Raw genomic sequence first — 23,390 nt, 5'->3', positions numbered from 1 at the left:
ACCCCTCCTCCCTTACTTTATGATGGAAAGCGGGTTATTCAGCACAAAAAAACCATGTACCCGAAAGTACATGGTAATCCTTCCATTATTGCAGCTGTTCAAGCACATGATTTTTCAGCAGTTCAATGTCAAAAGGCTTGCTGAAAAACCGCCTCACGCCAAGACGTTTGGCTTCGTCCATATTGGCCTGGTCTCCGTATGCGGAGAACATGACGGCGATCACTTCCTGATCCATCCGGCGAATTTCACGCAGCGCCTCAATGCCGCTCATATATGGCATTCTCAAATCCAGCAGCACAACATCAAACGGGTGTTCACTGAACTTTGCAATGGCCATTCGTCCGTTCTGAGCTTCCTGCACCTTAAATCCTGCAATTTGAAACACTTCAGCCAGCAGCATACGGATGCTCTCCTGATCGTCCACTATTAAAATGGAGAAGGGCTCTCCAGCTTTCCTGCCTGATTTTCTCGCCGCTCCAAGAGTGCCGGCGTTAGATTTTTGCACGGATAGAGACTCATGGATCGGTTGTTTCTTAAAACCTTTTCGATAACTCCTGAAAACTACACTGACCAAAACGATGATCGCTGCAATTAGCATGTAATATATGGGATTAATGGCGATTACTCCTTGCAGAAGAGATTTTTTCTATATTATTCGACATCCCTCGATAAAATCCCTTCTGAAGTGGAAGAAAATTTTGGATAATATATCTTAAAATTAACTAATCGTTCACAATCATCGGAGCAAGCGGCCCATTTTCATTCACGATATCTTGAATATCATAGACTGAAATTGGAAAATACGCAAATCCATATACGTAAGGCGTTAATTCATACAATTGAAAATAGACGACAAGTGAACGATCGGCAACATAGTAATCCTGATCAGGACGTATGGATACAAAGGGCTGCAGTACAGGGACATCCCGCCTCGTAATCTGCTGGGCTATAATAGCCGACAACCGCTTTACATACTCGCTGCCTGGCTTGAACAATTGCGATAGTGAATACTGCCGCCCCGTCATTTGATCCAATGTCAACGATAATTGCAGCGTCAAGCCATGCGCCCCTCCGGTATATGCATAATTAAAAAGAGACAAGCTGAGAACGCTCTTTTGATTCGTTTTTACCTCGAACCATCCCAGCATCTCTGCGCGCGGATCGCTAAGCGGGCCCTGTTTCGCAACCAATTGGGATGCAGACCTGCGAATCGTCTCATTGATCCGGTTTCTAGCCGCATGATCCGTTATGCCGGACACGATGGGCAGCCACAGCTCGGTCTTTGGATATGTCAGACGGGAAGGCTGAATCACCGCCGGGGGTGTAAACACCATAACGATGCCACCTGCCTTTTCGGTAAGATGTACCATTGTATGCAGGTAATAAGCCTATCATAACAAAAAAATTACAGCTGCAGCTTCTCTCCCTGCGTTAAACGTCTGCCCCGAATATTGAGTACCAGCTTTCCGCGATTCAACCCTAGAATACGATCGGCGAACCTTTCAGCCAGATCGCTTTGATGGATGACTGCGATAACGATCAAGCCCTGCTGCTTGCACAGCGCTTTCAAATCCGCAAGTATTTGCTCGGCTGCATGCGGGTCCAGACCGGATACCGGTTCATCAGCCAGGATTACCTTCGCTCCATGCACTAGCGCTCTAGAGATTGCGATGCGCTGCTTCTCCCCGCCGCTTAGCTTTTCGGCCTTCTGATGGGCCTTCTCAAGCAGGCCTACCTTTTCGATCGTATCCATCGCGCCCATATAATCGTCATTTCGTACCATCCCGGTCACGATGCGCCACAGCGGTGTCTGATATTGCGTCCCGATCAATACATTTTTAAGTGCCGATTTATTTAAGGACAACACCGGCTTCTCTTCCAAATAGGCAAACTCCCGCTTGATTTTTCTTGTTCCGGTCAACGGGTTTTTCAGTACGTCCTCTCCCTCGACGAAGTATCCGCCTGATGTCCACTTCTCACGGAGCGCTAAACATTTCAGCAGCATCGATTTGCCGCTGCCGCTGGAGCCGACGACGGCTATAAATTCCCCGCGATGAGCTTCAAAAGTAATATCGGACAGCACTTTCGGTCCGGCCGGGATTTTTTTGCTAAGCTGGTCTACCTTAATCATGTCCAGTGCTCCTTTGTCTCTCTTAGGTTCTCTATGAATCTAGTTTACGGGAAACAAATAATTCTTTCCACACGAACAAATGTTTGGTATAATAAAAACAAGAACGAATGTTCTGAAAACTTTGTTTTCGAAGGAGGAGATCATCATGCGAAGCTGCGAAAATTTTCGGTTCATAGAGCAACACCGTCCCTGGAGAGACTTAACCTTTAAGTTCTATTCTGACGGTGCATTGACTATTATCGACAATCAGGCGGGGGAGGTGATCACGCCCCGGAAGCTTAAAGGCGAGAGTCATGATTTCTACGTACGCAAACGCATTGCCTTCATTAAGAATGATCTGATGAATAAACGATTAAAATATGCTTAACTAACCATATGCACGAACACAAACAACCGGGAAGCGCCATACGTAGCTCCCCGGTTGTTTATGTTCGCATTCACCATTCACCGCGAATGATTTTACCGCCACCTAAGATGACGGCGGATGTTTCTGCTTGGCGACCTGCTTATGGAAGCTGCTTATTGATTCCGTTCAAGCTTGGCGGACGTTTGGCAGCTTTTTCTGTTCTCAATGTTCTTGCCTGCTGTTTCATCCTGGACTCACTGTTGCGGTTTTCCTTGGTCTCGCTTCGATTGTTTGGCACTAAGGTTCACCTCCGGCTTATTCAGTATCAGTATACGGAAGCCGCGGGATTTTTATACAGTTTGACGCGAAGCAATGGATCGGGTAGATTGAGGATAGTAGATCATCATTTATCTCTCGAAGGAGTCGTTCCCTGCATGAAACAAACGCTGTTATTCGACTTGGATGATACATTAATCCACTGTAATAAATATTTTTATATGATCATCGATCAATTTTCAGATCTGATGACGACCTGGTTTTCAGGTTATGGCATCACGGCCGATACGATTCGCGACAAACAGACGGAGATTGATATCGCCCAAGTGCATGTGCTGGGCTTTAAGAGCGATCACTTCCCGCAGTCATTCATTGATACGTATCGCTATTTTTCGGATATAACAGGACGAAAGATGTCAATCCTTGAAGAAGACCTGCTGTGGAGGCTGGGCTTAAGCGTATATGAACAGGAAGTGGAGCCCTATCCGAACATGCAGGCCACGTTGGATCAATTGGCTGAGCAAGGGCATGACCTTCATTTATATACAGGGGGGGAGCCGCTGATCCAAAAACGCAAGATCGAACGGCTGCAGCTGGAGCGGTATTTTGGATCCCGCATCTATGTGCGGCGGCACAAAAATAATGAAGCCTTGGAGAGTATTTTGTCTGAAGGCAATTTTGACCGTGATCATACTTGGATGATCGGGAACTCGATTCGTACGGACGTTGTGCCCGCGCTGACTGCCGGCATCCATGCGATCCATATGAAGAGTGAAATCGAATGGCTCTATAATGTCATTCAGATCGACGTGCAGCCTAGAGGGGCCTTCTTCACGCTCCAGCATCTCATCGAGGTTCCGGATACAATCCACAGTTATGTAGGACGTTATTCCTCGAACTGAACCGCTACTTTACCGCTGTCGCGGTCTGCCAGCATGATCTTGCCTTTCTTCGTCTCCCCGTTACTCAGCTTAAATGATAATTTATTCGTCTCGCCCTTTTGGGCGAGCTGCTTGGCCATCGCAGCAGTGATCGTCTTACTCTCCAGGTTCTTCCATATGACAAAGGTACAGCCTTCCTTGTACTGCGTGCAGCCAAAGCCTCGTTTACCCTCGATTAACTGACCCTTGCAGCCCGTCCTTGGGCATGGAGCCAGCGCCGAGAGCTCCTTTGGCTCACTGGACGGTTTATTTTCCGTGGACTGGAATCTCTTTGGAGAAGTTTTCTTCGCGCCCGCTTTCCCTCTCGGTTTCCTCTCCTCTTCCTGAAACAGCGAAGGAGGAGCAGGCCGCTGATACCGTACCTTCTCTACGATCATCGCCGCGAATTGCTTCACTTTCTCCATAAACTGCTGATCGGAGGCTTCGCCTTTAGAAATCTGGTGAAGGCGCTGCTCCCATCTGCCGGTCATCTCCGGAGAAGCCAACAGCTCCACGCCTGCGCTGCGGATCAACTCGATTGCCGCACAGCCCTTGGATGTAATTTCGAGCCGTTTGCCGGTTAGCGTAATATAACCGACCTGCTTTAACCGCTCAATTGTTGCGGCGCGTGTCGCCGGTGTGCCGAGTCCGGTATCCTTCATCGCCTCTTTCAGTTCATCGTCCTCGATCGACTTCCCGGCTGTTTCCATCGCTTTCAGCAAGGTTCCTTCGGTGAACGGCTTCGGCGGCTGTGTTGCCTTTTCTTTCATTTCAACCTCTTTGCAGTGTGCAGGCAGCTTTTTGTTCACCGAGAAGGCGTCCGTGATCAATTCTTCTTCGTTGTCATCTTGATCTTGAACTTTCTTGCCCTTCGATCTTGCCTTCTGCTCCGATGGATCCGGGCCGCCCTGCACGACCTTCCAGCCTGGATCAAGCTGCTGCTTGACCTTCGTTTTGAAGGTTTCCCCTTCGACCTCGGTCAATACTTCATGGTTGTTGTACACCGCAGGCGGATAATAATGCGACAAAAATCGCCTAACGATCAAATCGTATATTTTCTGTTCGTCCGGCTGCAGTCCCGAAGCTTTCTTGGGCGTTGGCAGAATCGCATGATGGTCTTCTACCTTGGAAGGATTGCAGACAGCCCTGTTGCCTTTATGAACGCGGCTGCGGTCAGCACCAGCCGCCAATTCGGCATAAGGCGTGCCGCTCTGCAGCATATTCAGCACCTTGCCCATCACCGGCAGATTCTCTTCCGTCACGTAATTCGAATTCGTCCGGGGATAGCTGATAACTTTATGCTTCTCATAAAGAGCTTGAGCAACATCAAGGGTTTTTTTCGCCGAAAAACCGAACTTGCCGTTCGCTTCGCGCTGCAGCAATGTGAGATCATATAGTCGGTAAGGATATTCCTTGGACTCGGTCACCTCGTAGGACAGGATCTTTCCCTGCTTACCTCTTACTTTATCGGCCAGCGCTCCGGCTTTTTCCGGATCGGTTAATCGGTCTCCCTGCCAGATCCCTTTATAGCTTCCACTCTCCTGCTCGAACATTGCATGAATTACATAATACGTATCCGATTGAAAAGCCGTGATCTCCTTGTGCCGGTCATACAGCAGCGCCAGCACCGGAGTCTGAACTCTCCCTACGGACAGTAGCGTACGGTGGCGAATTGTGAAGGCGCGCGAAGCATTCATCCCGATAAGCCAGTCCGCTTCGCTTCTGGCCTTTGCCGCGCGTGTGAGCGGCTCGTATTCGGTATCGCTGCGCAAGCCGTCAAAGCCCCGCTTGATCGTCTCTGGAGTAAGATCAGAAATCCAAAGCCGCTGTGTAGGCTGGGTGAGCTTGAGATACTGCCTGATCAAGTGAAAGATCAGTTGACCCTCCCGTCCGGCATCGCACGCATTTACAAGCTGCTTGCAGCGGCCTGCAAGCTCGCCTATCGTTTTGAGCTGATCCTTCGTTCTTGGATTCGGCCACAGCTTGAAGCGGTCCGGAATAATTGGCAGATCCTCCGCATTCCATTTTTTATATCTTGGATCATAGTGATCCGGCTCGGCTAAGCTGACCAAGTGGCCGATTGCCCATGTGATGATATAATTGTCGCCTTCCAGATAAGTACGCCGGTTTTGTGCCTTAGGCTCCAGCACTGCGGCAATCGTTCTTCCCATATCCGGTTTTTCGGCTATAATCAATGTTTTCAAAAGCGTTCTCCTCGCGCAATCAATTTAGGATGTCGTTTCTACGTGATGCTTCAGCGATTCAAATATGCTGCGCACACCTTTGTGCCAGTTCGGGTCTTCAGCATACTTTCGATTGATCCATTGAATCGGATCCCTCTCCTCCGGACGATCCTTACTCCATCTGAGCACCGTACGCGCTGCAATATCGGCGGAATCGTGAATCGTCGTGTTGTATTCCTTCCAGCTGTGAAACACGTTAAAAGGATTGTTAGCGATTAGCTCCGCATTCTTATTATTTTTGGATACAAATCCTTGCTCCTGGCCGGTTATTGCAAACAGCAGCAAAGGATGAATGTTTTGCTCCTGGGCTGTTTTTATAATCGCGTCGTAGTATGGGTCTTCAGCCAATACGGAAGCTCTCCCCTTCAAAAACTGCTTCAGTCTGGCATTGTCTATCGTTATGTATTGGAGATCTGGCGGTAGTTCATTCGGCTTTAGCGTTACGGGCAAATTTGTTACCCATTTTGAGGGCAATGAGGACATAAGATTCGTCTCGGATTGCTGTTTCGCAGACATGACACTTGTATAGAACATGATCGAGGCCACGAGCAGCACACTTAATAAGCCGTACATAACAGGAAGCAAACGCCGCCTTGCTCTCGGCTTAAATAACGGGACAACGATTCCTGATCGGACTGGTTCTTCTGCCGCTGGCGTTGGGGGTTCAACAGCAAGCGAAACTTTCTTTTCCGATAATTGGACGAGTCTCTCCCATGCTAAAATAGCCGATGTTTCATCCATCGCTTCGTTGGTTTCCGGAAGAATCGCTCTCAACTCGCCGATCGAGATGGATGCTTGAAGCCGGTCATTGATCCATTCTAATAAAGGATTGGCCAGCTGTTCATTCTTCATGTTCTGGGATAAACATACCCGGAAGATATCTTCCGGGCCCACCGGCCTGCCTTGTATCAAGACAATCGACCGCAGCAAAGCAGAGGTGAGCGTTTTTTTAACCGTCTCCTCAAAGCTTGGAAGCTGTTTCATAATTATCCGTTGAATAGCATCGGCTATGATTTCCGCTCGCTGCTCCTGAGGCAGTGCGGCGAATTTATGCTGCACATAATTTCGAATATTCGAAATTTCCGTTGGTGTCAGAATCATTGCACCTTCAGCAGCCATGCACGAACACCCCTTAACGTCAGATCACCGTTTCGTTTGCCAAACCCTATTTTACCACAACTCACCCTACATTTGGGAAGCGGTTTTCTCGATCTGGGCTTGTACATCAGGACGGTTGATAAAAGCTTCAATCTGCGCTTTCTCACCCGCCGTGAACTGGTATTCACAGTCGCAGCCTTCATCCTGGGGAATGATCTGTGCGATCTGGCCGCCAGATGTGCATATCACATAAATCGTTAAATCTATCAGATCCTGCGGTGCATCCTCTAGTGATTCATCAGTCAGCCCGAAGCGCAGCTCAATATCGATCCATTGATTGTCGCGCCGCTCAAACCGCGGCCGGAAATCTGCAAACTGAAGCTCTGTTACTCGATCTGATCCATACTTAATCATTTCGTTCTCCCTTTCTTCATTCCCTTCCCGAAGGAGGATCGTCAATTTACTTTACTCTCACGCTTATAAGTCAAAAAAGCGCCCGCAGGCGCCTTTTTGTCATAGATGGTATCTTGCTGCACCCTCCGTTATGGAAGCACCGATGAACCCATCAAATATTTATCTACTTCACGAGCCGCTTCACGGCCTTCATTAATTGCCCAGACAACCAAGCTTTGGCCACGGCGCATATCGCCGGCAGCAAACACTTTGTCCACGCTAGTCGTATATTTGCCATACTCCGCTTTCACATTGGAACGGCGATCCTGAGCCAGGCCAAGCTGATCGATCAATGTACTTTCCGGTCCTTCAAACCCGACAGCGATCAGTACCAGATCCGCAGGCCAAACTTTCTCTGTACCTGGAATCTCTTTATAGATCTTTCTCCCGGTTTCATCGACATAACGTTCGATTTGAACGGTGTGAAGCTCCTTCACGTTGCCATGCTCATCACCGACGAATTTCTTAGTCAATACGGAGAATGCGCGAGGATCGGCGCCGAATAACGCTTTTGCTTCCTCTTGTGCATAATCGAGCGTATATACATTCGGGAATTGCGGCCATGGGTTTGTCACTTGATCGCGCTCAAGCGGCGCTTTCGGATGCGTACCGAATTGCGTAACGGATGTGCAGCCGTGACGAAGCGCGGTAGCTACACAGTCTGTACCGGTATCACCGCCGCCGATAACAATGACGTTCTTATCTTTAGCGGAAAGGTAGTTGCCGTCCTCCAGGTTGGAATCCAGATAACTCTTGATCGTGCCGTTCAAATAATCCATAGCAAGATGAACGCCATTCAGTTCACGGCCTTCGATATTCACTTCACGCGGCTTCGTTGCTCCACCACACAGCACAACAGCATCAAAACCGTCAACAAGCTCTTGAGCGGAGATGTCTTTACCGATCTCTGTGTTGGTTACAAATTCAACGCCTTCCGCTGCCATCAAGTCAACGCGGCGCTGAACCACTTGCTTGTCCAGCTTCATCGTCGGGATGCCATAAACGAGCAATCCGCCGATTCGATCCGCACGCTCGTATACCGTTACATGATGGCCCGCTTTGTTCAGTTGGGCAGCAGTTGCCATACCAGCAGGTCCGGAACCAACAACCGCTACACGTTTGCCGGTGCGAACTTTAGGAGGCTGCGGCACAACCCAGCCTTGGTCGAAACCTTTGTCGATGATCGCTTGTTCAATCGTTTTGATCGTTACCGGTTCACCGATCAGTCCAACCGTACAGGAGCCTTCACAAGGCGCCGGACATACGCGTCCAGTGAACTCAGGGAAATTGTTCGTTTTATGCAAGCGGTCAAGCGCTTCTTTCCACAGGCCTCGGTAAATTAGATTATTCCATTCCGGGATCAGGTTGTTGACCGGACAGCCCGAAGCGGAACCGCCCAATTCTATACCGGTATGGCAGTACGGGGTACCGCAATCCATACAACGTGCGCCTTGAGTCTTCAACTGCTCATCTGACATATGCTTGTGAAATTCTTCCCAATCCTTGATACGCTCAAGCGGATCGCGGTCAACCGGAAGCTCGCGTTTATATTCCATAAATCCAGTAGGTGTAGACATGATCGCTTTCCTCCATCCGTTATTCCCTTATTTCTTCAAACTATATCTGCATTGTTTAGAATATTCAATACCAAACTTCTGCATCTGTTCAACACTATAATACAACATCCTAGCATTTTAACCTGCTGCGGACATATGGATTATCCGTATAATCATTTGTACTAATTGACATAATGTTCGTCTATTAGGACATAACATCTGTCCGATAATTTCCAATTAAGAGCGTTTTTTCACATAAGTTTGAAAATAATAGTCATATGGATTCTTTTCGTCACGAATTCCCTTTACACTTTCTGCAAGCTGCCACTCTTCCGCTGAAAATTCGGGGAACTGAGCATCACCCTCAAACTCGGCATCGATTTCGGTAAGCAATATTTTGTCGGCATAAGGCAAAAACTGCCTGTAAATCTCTTCGCCCCCGATGACCATCACATCGGCCGAAGCAAATTGGCCCAGTGCTTGATCGATCGAATGCACAATCTCACAGCCTTCAGGCCTATAATCCGGATTGCGGGTCAATACAACATTGCGGCGATTTTTCAGCGGCTTGCCGAATGATTCCAGTGTCTTGCGCCCCATGATCACCGTCGTACCCGTTGTGACCCGGCGGAAATACGCCATATCCTCCGGCAATCGCCAAGGCAGCTCATTATCGGTGCCGATCGTCCGGTTTTTCGCCATAGCTGCAATCATTGTTATAGACATGATAGGAGCCCCTTTCCTTTTGTCGGTAAATATCACACAGCTACTGGAGCTTTGATTGTGGGATGAGGGTTATAATCTTGAATTTCGATATCACTTACTTCGAAATCAAAAATGGATGTTATATTTTTGTTTAAATGTAAAGTAGGCATTTGTTTTGGTTCCCGGCTAAGCTGAGTTTTAATTTGATCGATATGATTAAGATAGATATGGGCATCGCCTAATGTATGGATAAATTCCCCAACCTCTAATCCACACTCGTGGGCAATCATATGCGTTAATAAAGCGTAGCTTGCGATATTGAACGGAATGCCGAGAAAGATATCCGCACTTCTTTGATAAAGCTGGCACGAAAGTTTATTGTCCGCCACATAAAATTGAAACAGCGTATGACAAGGCGGAAGCGCCATATTGGGAATATCCTCAGGTGACCAGGCCGATACGATCAAACGCCTGGAATCAGGATTTTTCTTGATGGAATCGATGACTTCTTTAAGCTGATCAATGGTATTGCCGTTCGAGGTTTTCCACTCTCTCCATTGCTTGCCGTAAACATTGCCTAACTCGCCATATTTCCTGCTGAAATCAGCATCATTCAAAATACGGGATTTAAACAGGTCTATTTGTTCTTCATATAACCGGTTAAATTGTTCATCCTGCTGTGAGCGCAGGCCGAAATTGGTCATATCGGGTCCGGTATATTCAGAGCTTTCGATCCATTTTTTAAACGCCCACTCGTTCCAGATGTTATTGTTATGCTCGAGCAGAAATTTTATATTTGTATCGCCTTTAATAAACCAGATTAACTCACTGGATATTAAACGAAAAGGTATTCTTTTGGTTGTAATCAAAGGGAAATTTTCTTGTAAATTAAATCGCATTTGATACCCGAATGTTGAAAGTGTTCCGGTCCCCGTTCGATCTTCTTTTTTGATCCCATTTTCTAGGACATGCTTTAAAAGATCAAGATACGCGGTTTCATTGCTGCTCATTTTGGTTCGATCCCCCCGATATTGCAAGTGCGAATTTTATCACTATCATACCATTTTTGAAGCATTTTGTCGTTCTTGTTTTCGTTTGATTCTGAGCTCATACCGTTCAGGAGCGGATTGATGCAAGCGAATTTCCTCCGCTGTCTCCGGCACAACGGCTGGTACAGGGGATGCCTTTCCTTCATTATCCACAGCCACAAAGGTGAAGAATGCAGTAACGGTTAAACGCCTTTCACCCGTATAAAGATTCTCGGATAAGACATTGACGACAACCTCCATCGAGCTTTTGTGTGTCCATGTTACATAAGCCTCCAACTCGATGACTTCGCCTAGCCGGATGGGAGCCAGGAAATCCAGGCTGTCGCTTGAAGCGGTCACAACGGGCTTTCGGGCATGACGCATACTGGCGATCGCAGCGATCTTATCGATGTAATCCATCACCTTGCCTCCGAACATCGTACCGTGATGATTCGTATCCGAAGGGAAAATAAGCTGCGTCATGACCGAACGTGATGCAGAGCAGGGCTTTTGGGTAGCATCATTCTTCATTAGAGAACCCCCTTCAACGGATGGCTTGAACAGAGAACAAAAGAGGTCTGCCGGATGGTAAAACGCGGCAAGACCTCTTTGTTCGATGTGAATCGCAATATGACAATAGATCTTATTTTACTATTGTATGAATCGGATGGCCAAGTGCTACTTCCGCAGCTTCCATCGCAATCTCGCCAAGTGTCGGGTGAGCATGAATCGTCAATGCGATATCCTCAACCGTTGCACCCATCTCAATCGCCAGACCCATCTCTGCGATCAGGTTAGATGCTTCGAGTCCTGCGATTTGCGCACCCAGCACGAGGCCGGAGTCCGCATCGGAGATGATTTTCACGAAGCCGTCAGTTGCATTCAAAGACAGAGCGCGTCCATTGATGTTGAATGGAAACTTTCCGACTTTTACATTATGGCCTTTTTCCTTCGCTTCTTTTTCGCTAAAACCAACGCTGGAGCATTCCGGATCGGAGAAGACGACAAGCGGAATACACTTGTAATCAACCTTGCTAGGCATGCCTGCGATCGCTTCGGCAGCAACTTTCGCTTCATAAGAAGCTTTATGAGCCAACGCAGGACCAGCAACGATATCGCCGATTGCAAAGATATGCGGGATGCTCGTACGGCATTGGTCATCCACTTCGATCATGCCGCGGTCCGTCATTTTTAAGTTGATCAGATCGAGGCCAAGCTCACCATCCGTATTCGGGCGGCGTCCAACGGTAACAAGCAGGTAGTCTGCCGTTACTTGCTTGTCTTCGCCATTTACCGTGTACGTCAACGTGATGTCGTTGTCGGTTTGCTCAGCGCTCTTCGCTTGCGCGCCGGTAATGATCTCAACGTCCTTCGATTTCAGCTTCTTCTCGACAAGCTTGGTCATGTCGGTATCAAAGCCTGGAAGGATAGAATCCATACCTTCGATGACGGTGATTTTTGTTCCGAATTTCGAATACATTTGTCCGAGCTCGATTCCGATATAACCGCCGCCGATTACGATCATGCTCTTCGGCACCTCAGGCAGAGAAAGCGCCTCTGTCGAGGAAAGAATACGTCCGCCGAACGGGAAAGCTTTCAGCTCAATCGGGCGTGAGCCTGTAGCGATGATGCAATTTTTGAAACGGTAGCGCGGTGCTTCTTGATCGTTGAATACACGTGCTTCGTTCTCATTGATGAACATGACTTCACCGTTGAAATACTGCACTTTGTTACCTTTAAGCAGCGATGCGACACCGCCGGTAAGCTTTTTGACAACGCCGTTTTTGAAATCCTGTACTTTACCGAAGTCAACCTTCACATCGCCGGCTGTAATGCCGATGTCCGCTCCGTGAGAGACAGCTTCGTATTGATGTGCAGCGGAGATCAATGCTTTGGAAGGAATACATCCCACGTTCAAGCATACGCCGCCCACATTTGCTTTATCCACGATTAGCACGTTTTGGCCCAGCTGAGCGGCACGAATTGCCGCTGTATATCCGCCGGGACCGGCGCCAATCACCAATGTATCGATATCTAGTGAAGCATCACCTACGACCATGGTGTTACACCTCCATAACGAGCAGCTCAGGATCTGCTAACAGCTGCTTAATATAATTCATAAAGTTTTGTGCGGTTGCGCCGTCGATCAGACGGTGGTCAAAGCTCAGTGACAGTGCCATAACCGGTGCAGCTACAATTTCACCATTCTTAACAACCGGCTTCTCGGAGATGCGTCCTGTTCCAAGGATCGCGACTTCAGGGAAGTTGATAACCGGTGTAAAGAACATACCGCCTGCAGAACCAATGTTGGTAATCGACATTGTGCTTCCCTTCAGCTCTGCTGCAGACAGCTTGCCGTCGCGTCCGCGGGTAGCCAGATCTCTGATCTCATCGGCAATCATCCATACATTTTTACGGTCGGCATCTTGGATAACCGGTACGATCAAGCCGTTGTCGGTATCCGTTGCAATCCCGATATTGTAGTACTTTTTGAAGACGATCTCTTGATTCTCTTCATCAAGCATCGCATTCATGACCGGGAATTGGCGCAGTCCTGCCACGAGTGCCTTCACGATGAACGGAAGATAGGTTAACTTAACGCCCTTCTTCTCCGCCAGCGGCTTCGCTTTCGTGCGCAGCTCAACGAGCTGGGTAACATCCACTTCATCCATCAATGTTACATGAGGAGCAGTGTATACCGATTTGGACATGGCGTTGGCAATAATTTTACGGATCCCTTTGAATGGCACACGCTCTTCAATACGGTCTCCAACTTGCGTCTGAACATGTGCCGGCTTCTCCTCGCCCGCACCTTTCGCCGCAACGGCTGCTGCATCGCCAGCTGCTGCTTTTGTTCCGCCGCCTGCAGCGATTTGTTCAACATCCTCACGTGTAATGCGGCCGTTTTTGCCCGATCCAGCGACGCCGTTCAAATCCACACCTTTTTCGCGCGCGAATTTGCGTACGCTTGGTGTAGCCAGAACAGAACCAGCGGAATTGCCGGCTTCAGCAGCTGGTTTCGCTTCTGCGGCAGGCGCTGCGGCGGCTGCCGCAGATGCACTCTCGCTCTTCTCTTCCGCTTTTGCAGCTGGAGCTGGTTCAGCATCCGGAATTGCTTGTTCCGGAATATCACCTTCTGCATCGATAACCGCAACAACGTCGCCAACATGGCATACTTGTCCGTCTTTGGCAAGCACTTCAAGCACCTTGCCGTTTACCGGACAAGGCACCTCAACGATTGCCTTGTCATTTTGCACTTCCATGATAATATCTTCGTCCGTTACCGTATCGCCCGGTTTGATAAGCATTTTGATAATTTCGCCTTCATGCAAACCTTCGCCAAGCTCTGGGAAACGATATTCAAATTTTGCCACCTGGATTTCCTCCTGTCAGATGAATTAAAAGTCCAGTACTTTGTTCAAGGCTGCAACGATGCGTGCCGGTGACGGCAGCCATGCATCTTCAATTTGGGCAAATGGATACACTGTATCCGGACCGGCTACCCGAAGGACTGGCGCTTCCAGGTGCAAAATTGCTTTTTCATTGATTTGCGCGATAATTTCTGCTGCAACGCCTGATGTTTTCTGTGCTTCCTGTACGACAATCGCACGGTTAGTCTTTTGGATCGACGCAACGATCGTGTCGATATCAAGCGGCATCAATGTCCGCAGGTCAATAACTTCTGCTTTAATGCCACGGGATTTTTCAATCTCTTCCGCAGCTTTCATAGCGGTATGAACCATCATGCCGTAAGCGATGATCGTGACGTCGCTTCCTTCGCGGACAACGTTCGCCTTACCGATCTCAACGGTGTATGCATCTTCAGGCACCTCAGCGCGGAAGGCATGATACAAATTCAGATGCTCCATGAAAAATACAGGATCGTTATCACGGATAGCCGATACTAACAGTCCTTTTGCGTCATAAGGATTGGAAGGTACAATCACTTTGATACCAGGAGTCTGAACAGCCAATCCTTCCAGCGAGTCGGTATGCAGCTCAGCTGCTTTTACGCCGCCGCCAAAAGGCGTTCTGAACACGATCGGTGAATTGTAACGTCCGCCTGAACGGTAACGCATGCGTGCAGCTTGGACAAACATTTGATCCAATGCTTCATAGATAAAACCAACGAACTGAATCTCTGCAACCGGACGGAAGCCTTGAATCCCCATCCCTACAGCCATACCTGCAATTGCGGATTCGGCCAGCGGCGTGTCAAATACGCGGTCCTCGCCGAATTCGCCTTGAAGACCTTCTGTCGCACGGAATACGCCGCCGACTTTACCAACGTCTTCCCCGAACACCAATACGTTCGGATCATTTTTCAATTCCACGCGCATTGCGTCGCGGATCGCTTCTTTCATATTCATTTGAGCCATGATGAACGGTTCCCCCTTATTCGAAATCGGCTTTCTGCTCTTGTAAATGCTGCGGAGTGTTTTCGAACATTGTATCAATCAGACCAGCAACCGTCATTTTCTCTGTTGCTTCGGCTTTCTTGATATGTTCGTTCACTGTCGCTTTTGCCTCTTCTTTCACGCGGGCGGTATCTTCATCCGACCAGAGGCCTTTCTTCTCCAGAAACTTGCCGAAACGAACGAGCGGGTCCTTCAGGCTCCATTCCTGTTCTTCTTCTTTGGTACGATATTTCGAAGTGTCATCCGCCATGGAATGCGGACGGAAACGGTAAGTCAGAATTTCGATCAGCGTTGCGCCTTCTCCATTGCGTCCGCGCTCAGCTGCGTCGGATACCGCTTTGATGACAGCCAATACGTCCATGCCGTCGACCTGCACGCCAGCGATGCCGGCTGCAACTGCTTTATGCGCGATGGAAAGCGCAGCAGTCTGCTTGGCAAATGGTGTCGTTATCGCGTAACCGTTGTTTTGAACGGCATAAATCACGGGTAATTTATAGACACCCGCAAAGTTCAAGCCTTCGTAGAAATCGCCTTCCGAAGAACCGCCGTCACCCGTATAGGTGATAACAACGCGTTTCTCATTGCGTTTTTTAAAGGCCATGCCAACGCCGGTCGCATGCAGGATCTGTGCGCCGATGATGATTTGCGGCATCAATACATTAACGCCCTCCGGAATTTGTCCGCCATGCTGATGGCCCCGGGAATACAGGAAAGCTTGATACAGCGGAAGGCCGTGCCATACGATTTGCGGCATATCGCGGTAACCGGGACATACAAAATCTTCTTTGTTCAGCGCGTATTCGCTGCCGACCATCGAAGCTTCCTGGCCGGATACCGGCGCATAGAAGCCAAGACGTCCTTGACGTCCCAGATTAACGGCACGCTCGTCCCAAGTGCGGGTAAATACCATGCGGTACATAATTTCTTTTAATTGGTCATCGGTCAGGTCCGGCATCAAATCCGGATTAATAATTTCCCCTTCGGGAGACAGGACGGACAATGGAGTTACCGGTTCCGTCTGTACTTCGTAAGGAAGCTTGCTCATTAACGTTCACCTCGATAAGATATTTGAATATCGAATGCCTCTGTTATAGAATTATTATAAACCTGTTTAGTGAAATTGGTCAAAGCAAAAATCAAAAAAACCTTTATTTTATCTTGGATTTTTAATTTTTTCGCTTCAAATTGTTTATAATACAGATTTAATTTTGATATATTACAGAATAGTACAACAGGGAGAAAAATCGTTGCCGTGCTTGCCTTTTCCTCCCTATTGTTTACCCACATCTCGACAAAACCATTCAATATTTTAAAGGAGTCCAAAAAATGAGTGAATCGAATGTTTACAAACGTACGATTAATAAAGAAACGGTCACCTCAAAGTTATTAACCGAAGGCGAACGGGATTTACGGGTCTATTTGCCGCCCGGCTACAATGAGATTATCAGTTATCCCGTCATATATTGTCAGGATGGAGAAGATTTCTTCAACTTCGGCCGAATCGCCACCCAGGCGAACCGGTTGATCCTCGAGGATGAACTTGAACCCTGTATTGTTGTGGGCGTCGATGTAGACAAAAAACACCGTACGGCTGAATATTCACCGGACGGCGATCGTCATGAATCATATGTGCGTTTTTTTGTAGAGGAAATGATTCCCTTCGTTGCTTCCCGTTATACAGTTCGGACGGAGGCTGACCAGATCCTGCTTGCAGGCGACTCCTTGGGAGCGACCGTCAGCCTGCATATTGCGCTGAGTTATCCGCAGCGGTTTTCCCGTTTGCTGTCGATGTCAGGCGCCTATTACCCCGCTTCCCGCTCTATTCTTGCCGATTACAGTGAAAGCTTATCCTGGCTGGATGCCTATATGTTTGTCGGCCTGCAGGAAACCGAATTTGAGACGGACCGCGGAGTATTCGACTTCGTCGAAATGAACCGCCAAACGAAGCAGCTGCTCGAGGCTAAAGGAGCAAAGCTGCTATATTACGAGAAGGATGGCAAGCACCAATGGGGCTTTTGGCAGCAGGAGCTGCCTGACGCACTGCGTTGGTTTATGAAGACAGATCTGCTTTGATCTTCTCAAGCAAGCGCAGACAGCCTGCTTCTACCAGCTCGTATACTTCCTCAAAGTTGCCGCTGTAATAGGGATCTGGAACATCCGCGAATCCACGCTCAGGCAGCAGATCCATAAATTTGAACACTTCCGCTTTTTTTGTGATTTGTTTGGGCAGCCATTTCATAACGTCCAGTTGATTCTGGCTGTCCATGCAAACGATATAATCGAAGGAGAAGAAATCTCGCTCGCACACTTGTCTTGCCAGCATGCCGGAATAGCCGATACCATGATGATCCAACAGCTTTCGGGTTCCCTCATGCGGCGGTTTGCCAAGATGCCAATCTCCGGTACCCGCTGAGTCAACGGTTATTTTATCGCTCCACCCTTCCCGCTCGAGCAAATGGCGAAACGCCGCTTCTGCCATTGGCGACCTGCATATATTTCCCAAACAAACGAATAACACTTTTTTCATTCTTACCCTTCCTCTCAACTTTCCCGATCCTGGCGCTTACCGTCTTCTTTGCTGCTTTGCGCCTCCGCAAGCTTCAAAGATCTGCGCGGCAGCTTCCATTTATATTGAACCGAAAGCATTCTAAACATAATAACCAGCGCAAATAACACGAGCAGCTGCAGCGGTGTAACCACCCACCCTAGGCCGATGACCAATCCGGCGAGCATGGCCCATACCGCATAAATTTCATCCCGAAGCACCAGCGGTTTGCGGCCCGCAAGCATGTCACGGATGATACCGCCCCCGATTCCGGTCAATACCGCAGCTACAATAACAGCACTTAAGGGAACATTCATGCTTGTGGCCGCCAATGCGCCTTGGATCGCGAAGGCCGACAATCCGATCGCATCAAAGAACGCTTCGCTTCGGCGCCATCGTTGAATCCAGTTCACCGGGAGCAGAAATGCGATAAGCACAGCGATAATGGCTGTTTTCAAAAATAGACCCTGACTCCACAGTGTTGTAATCGGCACCCCAATTAACACATTGCGTACGACACCGCCTCCAAATGCGGTAACAAGGCCAAGCACAAACACGCCGAGGATGTCGTATTCTTCTTCCATTGCAACGATCGCGCCGCTCACCGCGAAAGCGATCGTGCCAATAATACTAAACCAACTGAAAATATCCAAATCCATGTACGATGCCCCCGAATCACTTTAGCGGATGAATCTCGCCTAATGGCGAAACCTGTCCGAACATGTCTTTTCCCATTGTAGCGGCGTCCCATGGTTCGTGCAAGACAATATCAGCGGCAGGAGAATTAAACGGCAAGATACTTCTGGTCAGATGAATGGATTCGCTGTATACTTTTCTCGTATATGAAGCGGAGCAACCGTTCTCAGAAAGGAAATATCCCTACATGGCTATCAAGCGAGTTGTTATTTTCACAGGCGGAAATCTCGGCGGTTGGGCACTATCGCATATCCTTGCAGACGATCTGTTAATCGGCGCCGATAGCGGCGCTTTATTTTTGATCATGAACGGCTTTACTCCCGATCTGGCGATTGGAGATTTCGATTCCGTCAGCGGTCAGGAGCTTTCCCGTATTCGCTCGATTAGCAAGGTTACGGAGCAGTACGATCCCGTTGACAAGGATTACACCGATACCGAGCTCGCTTTCCGCGAAGCATTGTCGCTTAATCCTCAGGAGGTTGTTTTGATCGGCGCACTCGGCACCCGATTCGACCACTCCATCGCAAATATTCATTTGCTTGTAATGGCACAGCAATCAGGCATATCTGCTTCTATCGTCGATGAACATAATGAAATCCGGCTCGTCACCGACAAGCTGACAATCAGGCAGAGCGGCTATGCGAATGTGTCCCTGCTCCCGCTTACGCCGCAGGTTCAGGGCATCAACCTGCACGGCTTTCGTTACCCCCTTCATAATGCGAAGCTGATCATGGGACAGTCGCTCGGAATCAGTAACGTTCTGGAAGCTGCATCGGGACAGATCACAATCGAGCAAGGTTGGCTGCTCGTAATTCAAAGCCGTGACTAGGAAACCAATCTAACAATAGGAGGCAATAGCTGAATGTACAACGAACCAAGACAGCGAATTGATTCCAATGCTTTGAAGGCTTGGCGGATGTCGGGCTTCATTTCCGCTTCGGTCTATTTGATTATTCTCGCTATTTTGCTGTTTTTAACGCTCCGTTTTGATTGGCCCGCGTGGATCTTTGCGATCGCCCTGATGGTGGGATGTTTAACGTCTGTTATTGAAATTATCGTATTACCGAATATGTACTATAGAGAGTGGCGCTATGAAATCAATGAGGATCAAGTTGACCTCAAGCACGGTATTCTCTTTCGCAAACGAACGACCATTCCGATGGTTCGCGTACAGCACGTGGATACGAAGCAAGGCCCCATTCTCCGCAAATACGGGTTAGCAACCGTCACATTCTCCACCGCTGCAGGAAGCCATGAGATTCCGGCGCTGACCGAGCGTTCGGCTGACGAGGTAAGAAGACAGATCGCAAGCTTGGCGAGGATATCCGATGAAGAAATCTGAATCCGCGGAATTAACAACCAGCAGACGTCTTCATCCGGTGTCGGTCATCTTTTTTATAGGTAAATCGGTGAAGGATCTCTTGTATCCCATGATTGCTTTTATCCTCACTACAGTGTTTCGCGATGATATCAACTGGCTGTGGCTGTTTGGCGGAATCGCGGTTATGATGATCATTATGCTTACGATCGGGCTGCTGACGTGGTACCGCTTCGTTTATTACCTTGACCAAGGCTCTCTGCGGGTCGATCACGGCATTTTCATCCGCAAAAAGCTGTGGATCACCAAAGACCGCGTACAGGCGGTCGATACGACGGCGGGCGTTCTGCACCGGATTTTCGGACTTTTGAAGCTGCAGGTTGAGACCGCTGGCGGCAAAAAGCCGGAGGTTGTCCTGAACGCAATCTCAGGCCGGGAAGCGGAACAAATACGGATCGCGCTCGGATTAATGGAGGTCTCACAACCGGAGATTATATCAGATGTGCCGCAAGCGACCCCGGTAGAGAAAGCTGCTCCTGTTGAACAGCGGATTAGATTATCCTTTAGCGATCTGTTGATCTACAGCACGACGTCCGGGAAAATCGGCGTTGTCTTGGCCGTTATAGGCGCCGCATATTCGCAGCTGGATGAGTGGTTGGCTGAAACCCTTGATATCTGGGGATTTATATCCTACTGGATGGGCTCGGCGCAAATCGTGTGGCTAATTGTCTTTCTTATCGTCATCGCATGGCTGCTGGCCGTGCTTTTCACATCAATCAGGGAGTATGGTTTCACACTCCAATTAAAAGGAGACAAGTTGGTTATCGAACGCGGGCTGCTCGAGCGTAAACAGGTAACCGTCCCTCTTCAACGCATTCAAGCTGTTCATCTTGTGGAGAATGTTTTCCGCCGTCCGTTTGGCTTGGTGACCGTTCATATCGTATCAGCAGGTTATGCAGGCAAAGAGGGAGAATCCGCCATACTGTTTCCGCTTGTGCGGGAGCGGGAATTGGCAGCCTTTCTGGCGCGGTTTACTCCCCAATATCAATTGGCCGATGAATGGAGCCGGCTGGGAAAACGTTCGCTGCTGAGCTTCATGCTGGTTCCGGTCATCCTGACGTTAGCGATATCCATACCGGCGATTATATGGATACCCTATTCACTCGGTTGGTTCGCTTTGCTTCTTCCGCTGCTGGCCGTTCTGTGGTCGTGGCTTCGTTACAGGCAGACGGGCTGGAGCTTGCTGCAGCAGCAGATCGCCATACAATACGGCAGCTTCAACAGGCATCGCATACTGGTTCCCAAACGAAGAATTCAATGGAACCGGCTCTCCCAGTCTGTCTTTCAAGTTCGGAAAGAGCTTGCGACTCTTAATATCGCACTGACTTCAGGCGCACTGCCGGCTCTTTTCTATATCAAGCACCTGCCATTTAACATTGGTATGGAACTAAAAACGTGGATGATAGGCAAAAAAGTGAATCCCCCGCAGCAGAGTAAATAATTATGAGAAATTAAGCGACATCCCCGTCGTTGCAAATGATGTATGCTCGGGCAGGCTGTATTTTGTACGCAGATCGATATCATGTGATAAATGCGTAAAAACAGCCTGCTTAGGGGATAACGTTTCCAATAAACCAATCGCTTCCGTGACGTCATAGACCGAACGTGTTTCGAACGGGAAATTCTCCTTGTAAAAGCTGGTCCCTAAGATTAACAGATCCAGCCCATACAAAGGAGCCAGCTGTTCTTCGGTTAGCGCGATCGCATCGGAACAGTAAGCCCATGCCTCTTGCGTCTTCTCATGATCGAAGCGAAAAGCAAAGGAAAAGCCATTCTTGCCGTGATTAACCTCCCAGCTTTGCACTCTCCACTCACCAATCTGTAACGATGCAGCTAACGAATGAAATTCGAGATGATTTCCGAGCCATGGGAAGCGGTTACAGATTTCCTTAATCACTTTTTCAGGAGCATAGACCTGGCCTCTCCGGCCCTGCCAGCGGCAGGCATCCGCCCATTCCACCATGCCGCCGATATGATCGAAGTGCGCATGGGTGATCAGAATGCGGTCCAATGAGCGTAATCCCGCCAACTCCATCTGCCTTCCCCAATCGGGTCCGCAATCAATGAATGTATCTCCGCTCTTCTGATCATGAATAAGCAAAGAGGAGCGGAGCCTGCGGTTGACACCGCTGGCTCTCGCCTCCTCACATACCTTACAATCACAGTAAGCGCGCGGGACGCCCATAGCATCTCCGGTTCCCAAGAACGTAATTCTCGTCATTGGCATGCGCCTTTCTTTACAGAGGCTTGAGCGCCACTGATTGTTTAGATTTTAATTCCGCCATCATGGTCAGCCAATCCTGCGGTTTATTCGGCAGTGCACTGTAATAACGGTCCAAGAAATCATACACGAGCGAAGCCGGCAGTTCTTCCAGATTCTCGTCTGCAGGCAAGAAGCACAAGTCTAATCCGGATACCGCTTGGCCTTGATGATCCCAGGATGGATGAACGTAAGCCATGTCGATCCGCTTGTAACCAATATGCGACAGTACTTCGCGGCGAACATATGGGTTCATCGGCGTCACCCCGCCGAAGCTGTGCTCAACTTGATAAGGATCATAGATTTCGGCGAACATGCCAATCGGTTCGTTACCGGCTGCAGACGCCAGTCGTTTGATATCGCGCTCGCGATTTTTAAGCAGGAAACGCCCGATGCCTAGACCCGGCTTGCCGATTATGGTAAAATCGGTCATTGCTGTGCGAAAATCAGCATAATACCGGTATTCCGTCGCTCCGACAACCTCCCCCTCGTGAACCGCGACATAAACATGGATGTCCGGATCTTGAATCGGTTCTTCCCATAATGAATATTCAAGCACCTCTTCAGGAGGAAACACTTCCTGCATTAAACGGTGCATTAATGGAAACAGCGGTTGTTGAATTGAAGTAATGCGAATATAATCCATGTAATCATTCTTCCTCTCCATTTTTTATAAAGGGATTGCGCCATTCCATTAGAGCGGCGTAATTATGCGATTCATCGTCCTCCAGATAATTTTTCACAACGCCAACGGGCATACGGCCGCAGCGCAGCAAAAAAGTAATGACAGGATCCTTCCACAGCCCCGTAATGACATGATTGAGATACTGTTCCGCTGTCGCCTCATGAGCATAGCGGTGATAGCCGGGCATCCTTCCTCCGCCCAGTAATCGCTTCAGCCTAAGATGCACCACGACTTCATACATCGATAACATTAACCACTTGCCGATGCCGGCTTTCCGGAATTCAGGAACGACGCAAATATCGACTACGTATAGGCTGTCGCCATTCGGATCGTGATTTCTGATATAGCCGTCATCCGTAATTTGCGACCAGCTGTGCGTATCCCCGAGCTGATCGTCACCAACCCGCAGTCCGGTCATTGAACCGATTAGCTTACCATCCGCTTCCGCACAGAGCGCGCCTTCGGGAAAACGGGTGACATGCTCATGCAGCTGCTCTTTATTCCACCAAAGCTCTGAGGGAAACGGCGGAGGGAAGCTTTGCTGCTGGATCGCGATCATAGCATCGAAATCCTCCGCCGTATAATTACGAATCGTTACTTTGACGGGCTTCTGTTCCGAAAATACGATTAGCTTTTTATGCAAATTATTCCC

The 23,390-nt window shown here is 48.8% G+C and carries 26 protein-coding genes; 6 read left to right on the top strand and 20 right to left on the bottom strand.

Features of this window, described 5'->3' with window-relative positions; genetic code table 11:
* Window positions 1–85: 85 nt before the first annotated feature.
* From IEW11_RS02165 to IEW11_RS02155, 3 genes are all read right to left on the bottom strand, one after another.
* Complete coding sequence (locus IEW11_RS02165; RefSeq protein ID WP_229724909.1) at window positions 86–505, bottom strand: response regulator; 420 nt, start codon at window positions 503–505, stop codon at window positions 86–88.
* 217 nt (window positions 506–722) lie between these two features.
* Entirely contained in the window at window positions 723–1,334 is a 612-nt protein-coding gene (locus IEW11_RS02160) for a DUF3298 and DUF4163 domain-containing protein (protein WP_188528569.1), read from the bottom strand.
* A 71-nt stretch (window positions 1,335–1,405) separates the two neighbouring features.
* A complete protein-coding gene (locus tag IEW11_RS02155) occupies window positions 1,406–2,131 on the bottom strand; it encodes a phosphonate ABC transporter ATP-binding protein (protein WP_188528567.1) in 726 nt (241 codons plus the stop codon).
* Window positions 2,132–2,276: 145 nt separating this feature from the next.
* Here IEW11_RS02155 and IEW11_RS02150 point away from each other — a divergent pair, with 145 nt between their 5' ends.
* Window positions 2,277–2,498: a hypothetical protein gene (locus IEW11_RS02150; protein WP_188528565.1), complete on the top strand. Its 222-nt coding sequence runs from the start codon at window positions 2,277–2,279 to the stop codon at window positions 2,496–2,498.
* 139 nt (window positions 2,499–2,637) lie between these two features.
* Here IEW11_RS02150 and IEW11_RS02145 read toward each other — a convergent pair whose 3' ends face one another.
* Entirely contained in the window at window positions 2,638–2,775 is a 138-nt protein-coding gene (locus IEW11_RS02145) for a hypothetical protein (RefSeq protein WP_188528563.1), read from the bottom strand.
* Between the two features lie 136 nt (window positions 2,776–2,911).
* On the opposite strand from IEW11_RS02145, the gene IEW11_RS02140 reads away from it, so the two are divergent.
* A complete protein-coding gene (locus tag IEW11_RS02140; protein ID WP_188528561.1) occupies window positions 2,912–3,655 on the top strand; it encodes an HAD family hydrolase in 744 nt (247 codons plus the stop codon).
* On the opposite strand, the gene IEW11_RS02135 is transcribed toward IEW11_RS02140, so the two are convergent.
* The 11 genes from IEW11_RS02135 to pdhA all read right to left on the bottom strand — a co-directional run bounded on the left by IEW11_RS02135 (window position 3,640) and on the right by pdhA (window position 16,219).
* Window positions 3,640–5,877 (bottom strand): type IA DNA topoisomerase, encoded by a 2,238-nt coding sequence (locus IEW11_RS02135; RefSeq protein ID WP_188528559.1) that lies wholly within the window; start codon window positions 5,875–5,877, stop codon window positions 3,640–3,642. The two genes, IEW11_RS02140 and IEW11_RS02135, sit on opposite strands and share 16 nt — an antisense overlap.
* A gap of 24 nt (window positions 5,878–5,901) precedes the next feature.
* Window positions 5,902–7,035, bottom strand: coding sequence for a glucosaminidase domain-containing protein (locus tag IEW11_RS02130; RefSeq protein ID WP_188528557.1), 1,134 nt, complete (start codon window positions 7,033–7,035; stop codon window positions 5,902–5,904).
* 66 nt (window positions 7,036–7,101) lie between these two features.
* Window positions 7,102–7,428: a hypothetical protein gene (locus IEW11_RS02125; RefSeq protein WP_188528555.1), complete on the bottom strand. Its 327-nt coding sequence runs from the start codon at window positions 7,426–7,428 to the stop codon at window positions 7,102–7,104.
* Between the two features lie 128 nt (window positions 7,429–7,556).
* A complete protein-coding gene (locus tag IEW11_RS02120) occupies window positions 7,557–9,044 on the bottom strand; it encodes a glutamate synthase subunit beta (protein WP_188528553.1) in 1,488 nt (495 codons plus the stop codon).
* A 216-nt stretch (window positions 9,045–9,260) separates the two neighbouring features.
* A complete protein-coding gene (locus tag IEW11_RS02115; RefSeq protein WP_188528551.1) occupies window positions 9,261–9,749 on the bottom strand; it encodes a dihydrofolate reductase in 489 nt (162 codons plus the stop codon).
* A 32-nt stretch (window positions 9,750–9,781) separates the two neighbouring features.
* Window positions 9,782–10,738, bottom strand: a complete 957-nt coding sequence (locus IEW11_RS02110; RefSeq protein ID WP_188528549.1) for a thymidylate synthase — start codon at window positions 10,736–10,738, stop codon at window positions 9,782–9,784.
* A gap of 45 nt (window positions 10,739–10,783) precedes the next feature.
* A complete protein-coding gene (locus IEW11_RS02105; protein ID WP_188528547.1) occupies window positions 10,784–11,287 on the bottom strand; it encodes an acyl-CoA thioesterase in 504 nt (167 codons plus the stop codon).
* A gap of 112 nt (window positions 11,288–11,399) precedes the next feature.
* The gene (gene lpdA, locus IEW11_RS02100) at window positions 11,400–12,815 is read right to left on the bottom strand and encodes a dihydrolipoyl dehydrogenase (protein WP_188528545.1); all 1,416 of its coding nucleotides are present in this window, start codon (window positions 12,813–12,815) and stop codon (window positions 11,400–11,402) included.
* Between the two features lie 4 nt (window positions 12,816–12,819).
* Window positions 12,820–14,130, bottom strand: a complete 1,311-nt coding sequence (locus IEW11_RS02095; protein ID WP_188528543.1) for a dihydrolipoamide acetyltransferase family protein — start codon at window positions 14,128–14,130, stop codon at window positions 12,820–12,822.
* Window positions 14,131–14,154: 24 nt separating this feature from the next.
* On the bottom strand, window positions 14,155–15,135 hold the full coding sequence (locus IEW11_RS02090) for an alpha-ketoacid dehydrogenase subunit beta (RefSeq protein WP_188528541.1): 981 nt from the start codon (window positions 15,133–15,135) through the stop codon (window positions 14,155–14,157).
* A gap of 16 nt (window positions 15,136–15,151) precedes the next feature.
* On the bottom strand, window positions 15,152–16,219 hold the full coding sequence (gene pdhA / locus IEW11_RS02085) for a pyruvate dehydrogenase (acetyl-transferring) E1 component subunit alpha (protein WP_188528539.1): 1,068 nt from the start codon (window positions 16,217–16,219) through the stop codon (window positions 15,152–15,154).
* 281 nt (window positions 16,220–16,500) lie between these two features.
* Between pdhA and IEW11_RS02080 the strand changes: the two genes are divergently transcribed.
* A complete protein-coding gene (locus tag IEW11_RS02080; protein ID WP_188528537.1) occupies window positions 16,501–17,247 on the top strand; it encodes an alpha/beta hydrolase in 747 nt (248 codons plus the stop codon).
* Here IEW11_RS02080 and IEW11_RS02075 read toward each other — a convergent pair.
* Both IEW11_RS02075 and IEW11_RS02070 read right to left on the bottom strand, forming a co-directional pair.
* Window positions 17,225–17,701 (bottom strand): low molecular weight protein-tyrosine-phosphatase, encoded by a 477-nt coding sequence (locus IEW11_RS02075; protein WP_188528535.1) that lies wholly within the window; start codon window positions 17,699–17,701, stop codon window positions 17,225–17,227. The two genes, IEW11_RS02080 and IEW11_RS02075, sit on opposite strands and share 23 nt — an antisense overlap.
* Before the next feature lie 14 nt (window positions 17,702–17,715).
* A complete protein-coding gene (locus IEW11_RS02070; RefSeq protein ID WP_188528533.1) occupies window positions 17,716–18,378 on the bottom strand; it encodes a trimeric intracellular cation channel family protein in 663 nt (220 codons plus the stop codon).
* A 224-nt stretch (window positions 18,379–18,602) separates the two neighbouring features.
* Here IEW11_RS02070 and IEW11_RS02065 point away from each other — a divergent pair, with 224 nt between their 5' ends.
* Genes IEW11_RS02065 through IEW11_RS02055 form a run of 3 tightly spaced genes read left to right on the top strand, consistent with a single transcriptional unit; the run spans window position 18,603 to window position 21,234 of the window.
* Window positions 18,603–19,244, top strand: coding sequence for a thiamine diphosphokinase (locus IEW11_RS02065; RefSeq protein WP_188528531.1), 642 nt, complete (start codon window positions 18,603–18,605; stop codon window positions 19,242–19,244).
* A gap of 33 nt (window positions 19,245–19,277) precedes the next feature.
* Window positions 19,278–19,757 (top strand): PH domain-containing protein, encoded by a 480-nt coding sequence (locus IEW11_RS02060; RefSeq protein ID WP_188528529.1) that lies wholly within the window; start codon window positions 19,278–19,280, stop codon window positions 19,755–19,757.
* Window positions 19,744–21,234, top strand: a complete 1,491-nt coding sequence (locus IEW11_RS02055) for a PH domain-containing protein (RefSeq protein ID WP_188528527.1) — start codon at window positions 19,744–19,746, stop codon at window positions 21,232–21,234. Before IEW11_RS02060 ends, IEW11_RS02055 begins: the two co-directional genes overlap by 14 nt.
* On the opposite strand, the gene IEW11_RS02050 is transcribed toward IEW11_RS02055, so the two are convergent.
* The 3 genes from IEW11_RS02050 to IEW11_RS02040 are packed head-to-tail and all read right to left on the bottom strand — an operon-like array spanning window position 21,235 to window position 23,381.
* Window positions 21,235–22,014 (bottom strand): MBL fold metallo-hydrolase, encoded by a 780-nt coding sequence (locus IEW11_RS02050; RefSeq protein WP_188528525.1) that lies wholly within the window; start codon window positions 22,012–22,014, stop codon window positions 21,235–21,237.
* Between the two features lie 16 nt (window positions 22,015–22,030).
* Window positions 22,031–22,699, bottom strand: a complete 669-nt coding sequence (locus IEW11_RS02045; RefSeq protein WP_188528523.1) for a GNAT family N-acetyltransferase — start codon at window positions 22,697–22,699, stop codon at window positions 22,031–22,033.
* Window positions 22,700–22,703: 4 nt separating this feature from the next.
* Window positions 22,704–23,381, bottom strand: coding sequence for a GNAT family N-acetyltransferase (locus tag IEW11_RS02040; RefSeq protein WP_229724908.1), 678 nt, complete (start codon window positions 23,379–23,381; stop codon window positions 22,704–22,706).
* Between the last annotated feature and the right edge of the window lie 9 nt (window positions 23,382–23,390).

The sequence above is a fragment of the Paenibacillus abyssi genome, assembly GCF_014640295.1.
Taxonomy (GTDB): Bacteria; Bacillota; Bacilli; order Paenibacillales; family Paenibacillaceae; genus Paenibacillus_D; species Paenibacillus_D abyssi.
Note: the sequence above shows the minus strand (reverse complement) of the source record. Positions and strands in the feature narration are given on the sequence as shown.

Excerpts from the sequence above, each read along its gene's own strand:
- IEW11_RS02160 (WP_188528569.1), bottom strand. The coding sequence starts at position 1,334 with ATGGTGTTTACACCCCCGGCGGTGATTCAGCCTTCCCGTCTGACATAT.
- IEW11_RS02155 (WP_188528567.1), bottom strand. The coding sequence starts at position 2,131 with ATGATTAAGGTAGACCAGCTTAGCAAAAAAATCCCGGCCGGACCGAAA.
- IEW11_RS02150 (WP_188528565.1), top strand. The coding sequence starts at position 2,277 with ATGCGAAGCTGCGAAAATTTTCGGTTCATAGAGCAACACCGTCCCTGG.
- IEW11_RS02140 (WP_188528561.1), top strand. The coding sequence starts at position 2,912 with ATGAAACAAACGCTGTTATTCGACTTGGATGATACATTAATCCACTGT.
- IEW11_RS02130 (WP_188528557.1), bottom strand. The coding sequence starts at position 7,035 with ATGGCTGCTGAAGGTGCAATGATTCTGACACCAACGGAAATTTCGAAT.
- IEW11_RS02125 (WP_188528555.1), bottom strand. The coding sequence starts at position 7,428 with ATGATTAAGTATGGATCAGATCGAGTAACAGAGCTTCAGTTTGCAGAT.
- IEW11_RS02120 (WP_188528553.1), bottom strand. The coding sequence starts at position 9,044 with ATGTCTACACCTACTGGATTTATGGAATATAAACGCGAGCTTCCGGTT.
- IEW11_RS02115 (WP_188528551.1), bottom strand. The coding sequence starts at position 9,749 with ATGTCTATAACAATGATTGCAGCTATGGCGAAAAACCGGACGATCGGC.
- IEW11_RS02110 (WP_188528549.1), bottom strand. The coding sequence starts at position 10,738 with ATGAGCAGCAATGAAACCGCGTATCTTGATCTTTTAAAGCATGTCCTA.
- IEW11_RS02105 (WP_188528547.1), bottom strand. The coding sequence starts at position 11,287 with ATGAAGAATGATGCTACCCAAAAGCCCTGCTCTGCATCACGTTCGGTC.
- lpdA (WP_188528545.1), bottom strand. The coding sequence starts at position 12,815 with ATGGTCGTAGGTGATGCTTCACTAGATATCGATACATTGGTGATTGGC.
- IEW11_RS02090 (WP_188528541.1), bottom strand. The coding sequence starts at position 15,135 with ATGGCTCAAATGAATATGAAAGAAGCGATCCGCGACGCAATGCGCGTG.
- pdhA (WP_188528539.1), bottom strand. The coding sequence starts at position 16,219 with ATGAGCAAGCTTCCTTACGAAGTACAGACGGAACCGGTAACTCCATTG.
- IEW11_RS02080 (WP_188528537.1), top strand. The coding sequence starts at position 16,501 with ATGAGTGAATCGAATGTTTACAAACGTACGATTAATAAAGAAACGGTC.
- IEW11_RS02075 (WP_188528535.1), bottom strand. The coding sequence starts at position 17,701 with ATGAAAAAAGTGTTATTCGTTTGTTTGGGAAATATATGCAGGTCGCCA.
- IEW11_RS02070 (WP_188528533.1), bottom strand. The coding sequence starts at position 18,378 with ATGGATTTGGATATTTTCAGTTGGTTTAGTATTATTGGCACGATCGCT.
- IEW11_RS02065 (WP_188528531.1), top strand. The coding sequence starts at position 18,603 with ATGGCTATCAAGCGAGTTGTTATTTTCACAGGCGGAAATCTCGGCGGT.
- IEW11_RS02060 (WP_188528529.1), top strand. The coding sequence starts at position 19,278 with ATGTACAACGAACCAAGACAGCGAATTGATTCCAATGCTTTGAAGGCT.
- IEW11_RS02055 (WP_188528527.1), top strand. The coding sequence starts at position 19,744 with ATGAAGAAATCTGAATCCGCGGAATTAACAACCAGCAGACGTCTTCAT.
- IEW11_RS02050 (WP_188528525.1), bottom strand. The coding sequence starts at position 22,014 with ATGACGAGAATTACGTTCTTGGGAACCGGAGATGCTATGGGCGTCCCG.
- IEW11_RS02045 (WP_188528523.1), bottom strand. The coding sequence starts at position 22,699 with ATGGATTATATTCGCATTACTTCAATTCAACAACCGCTGTTTCCATTA.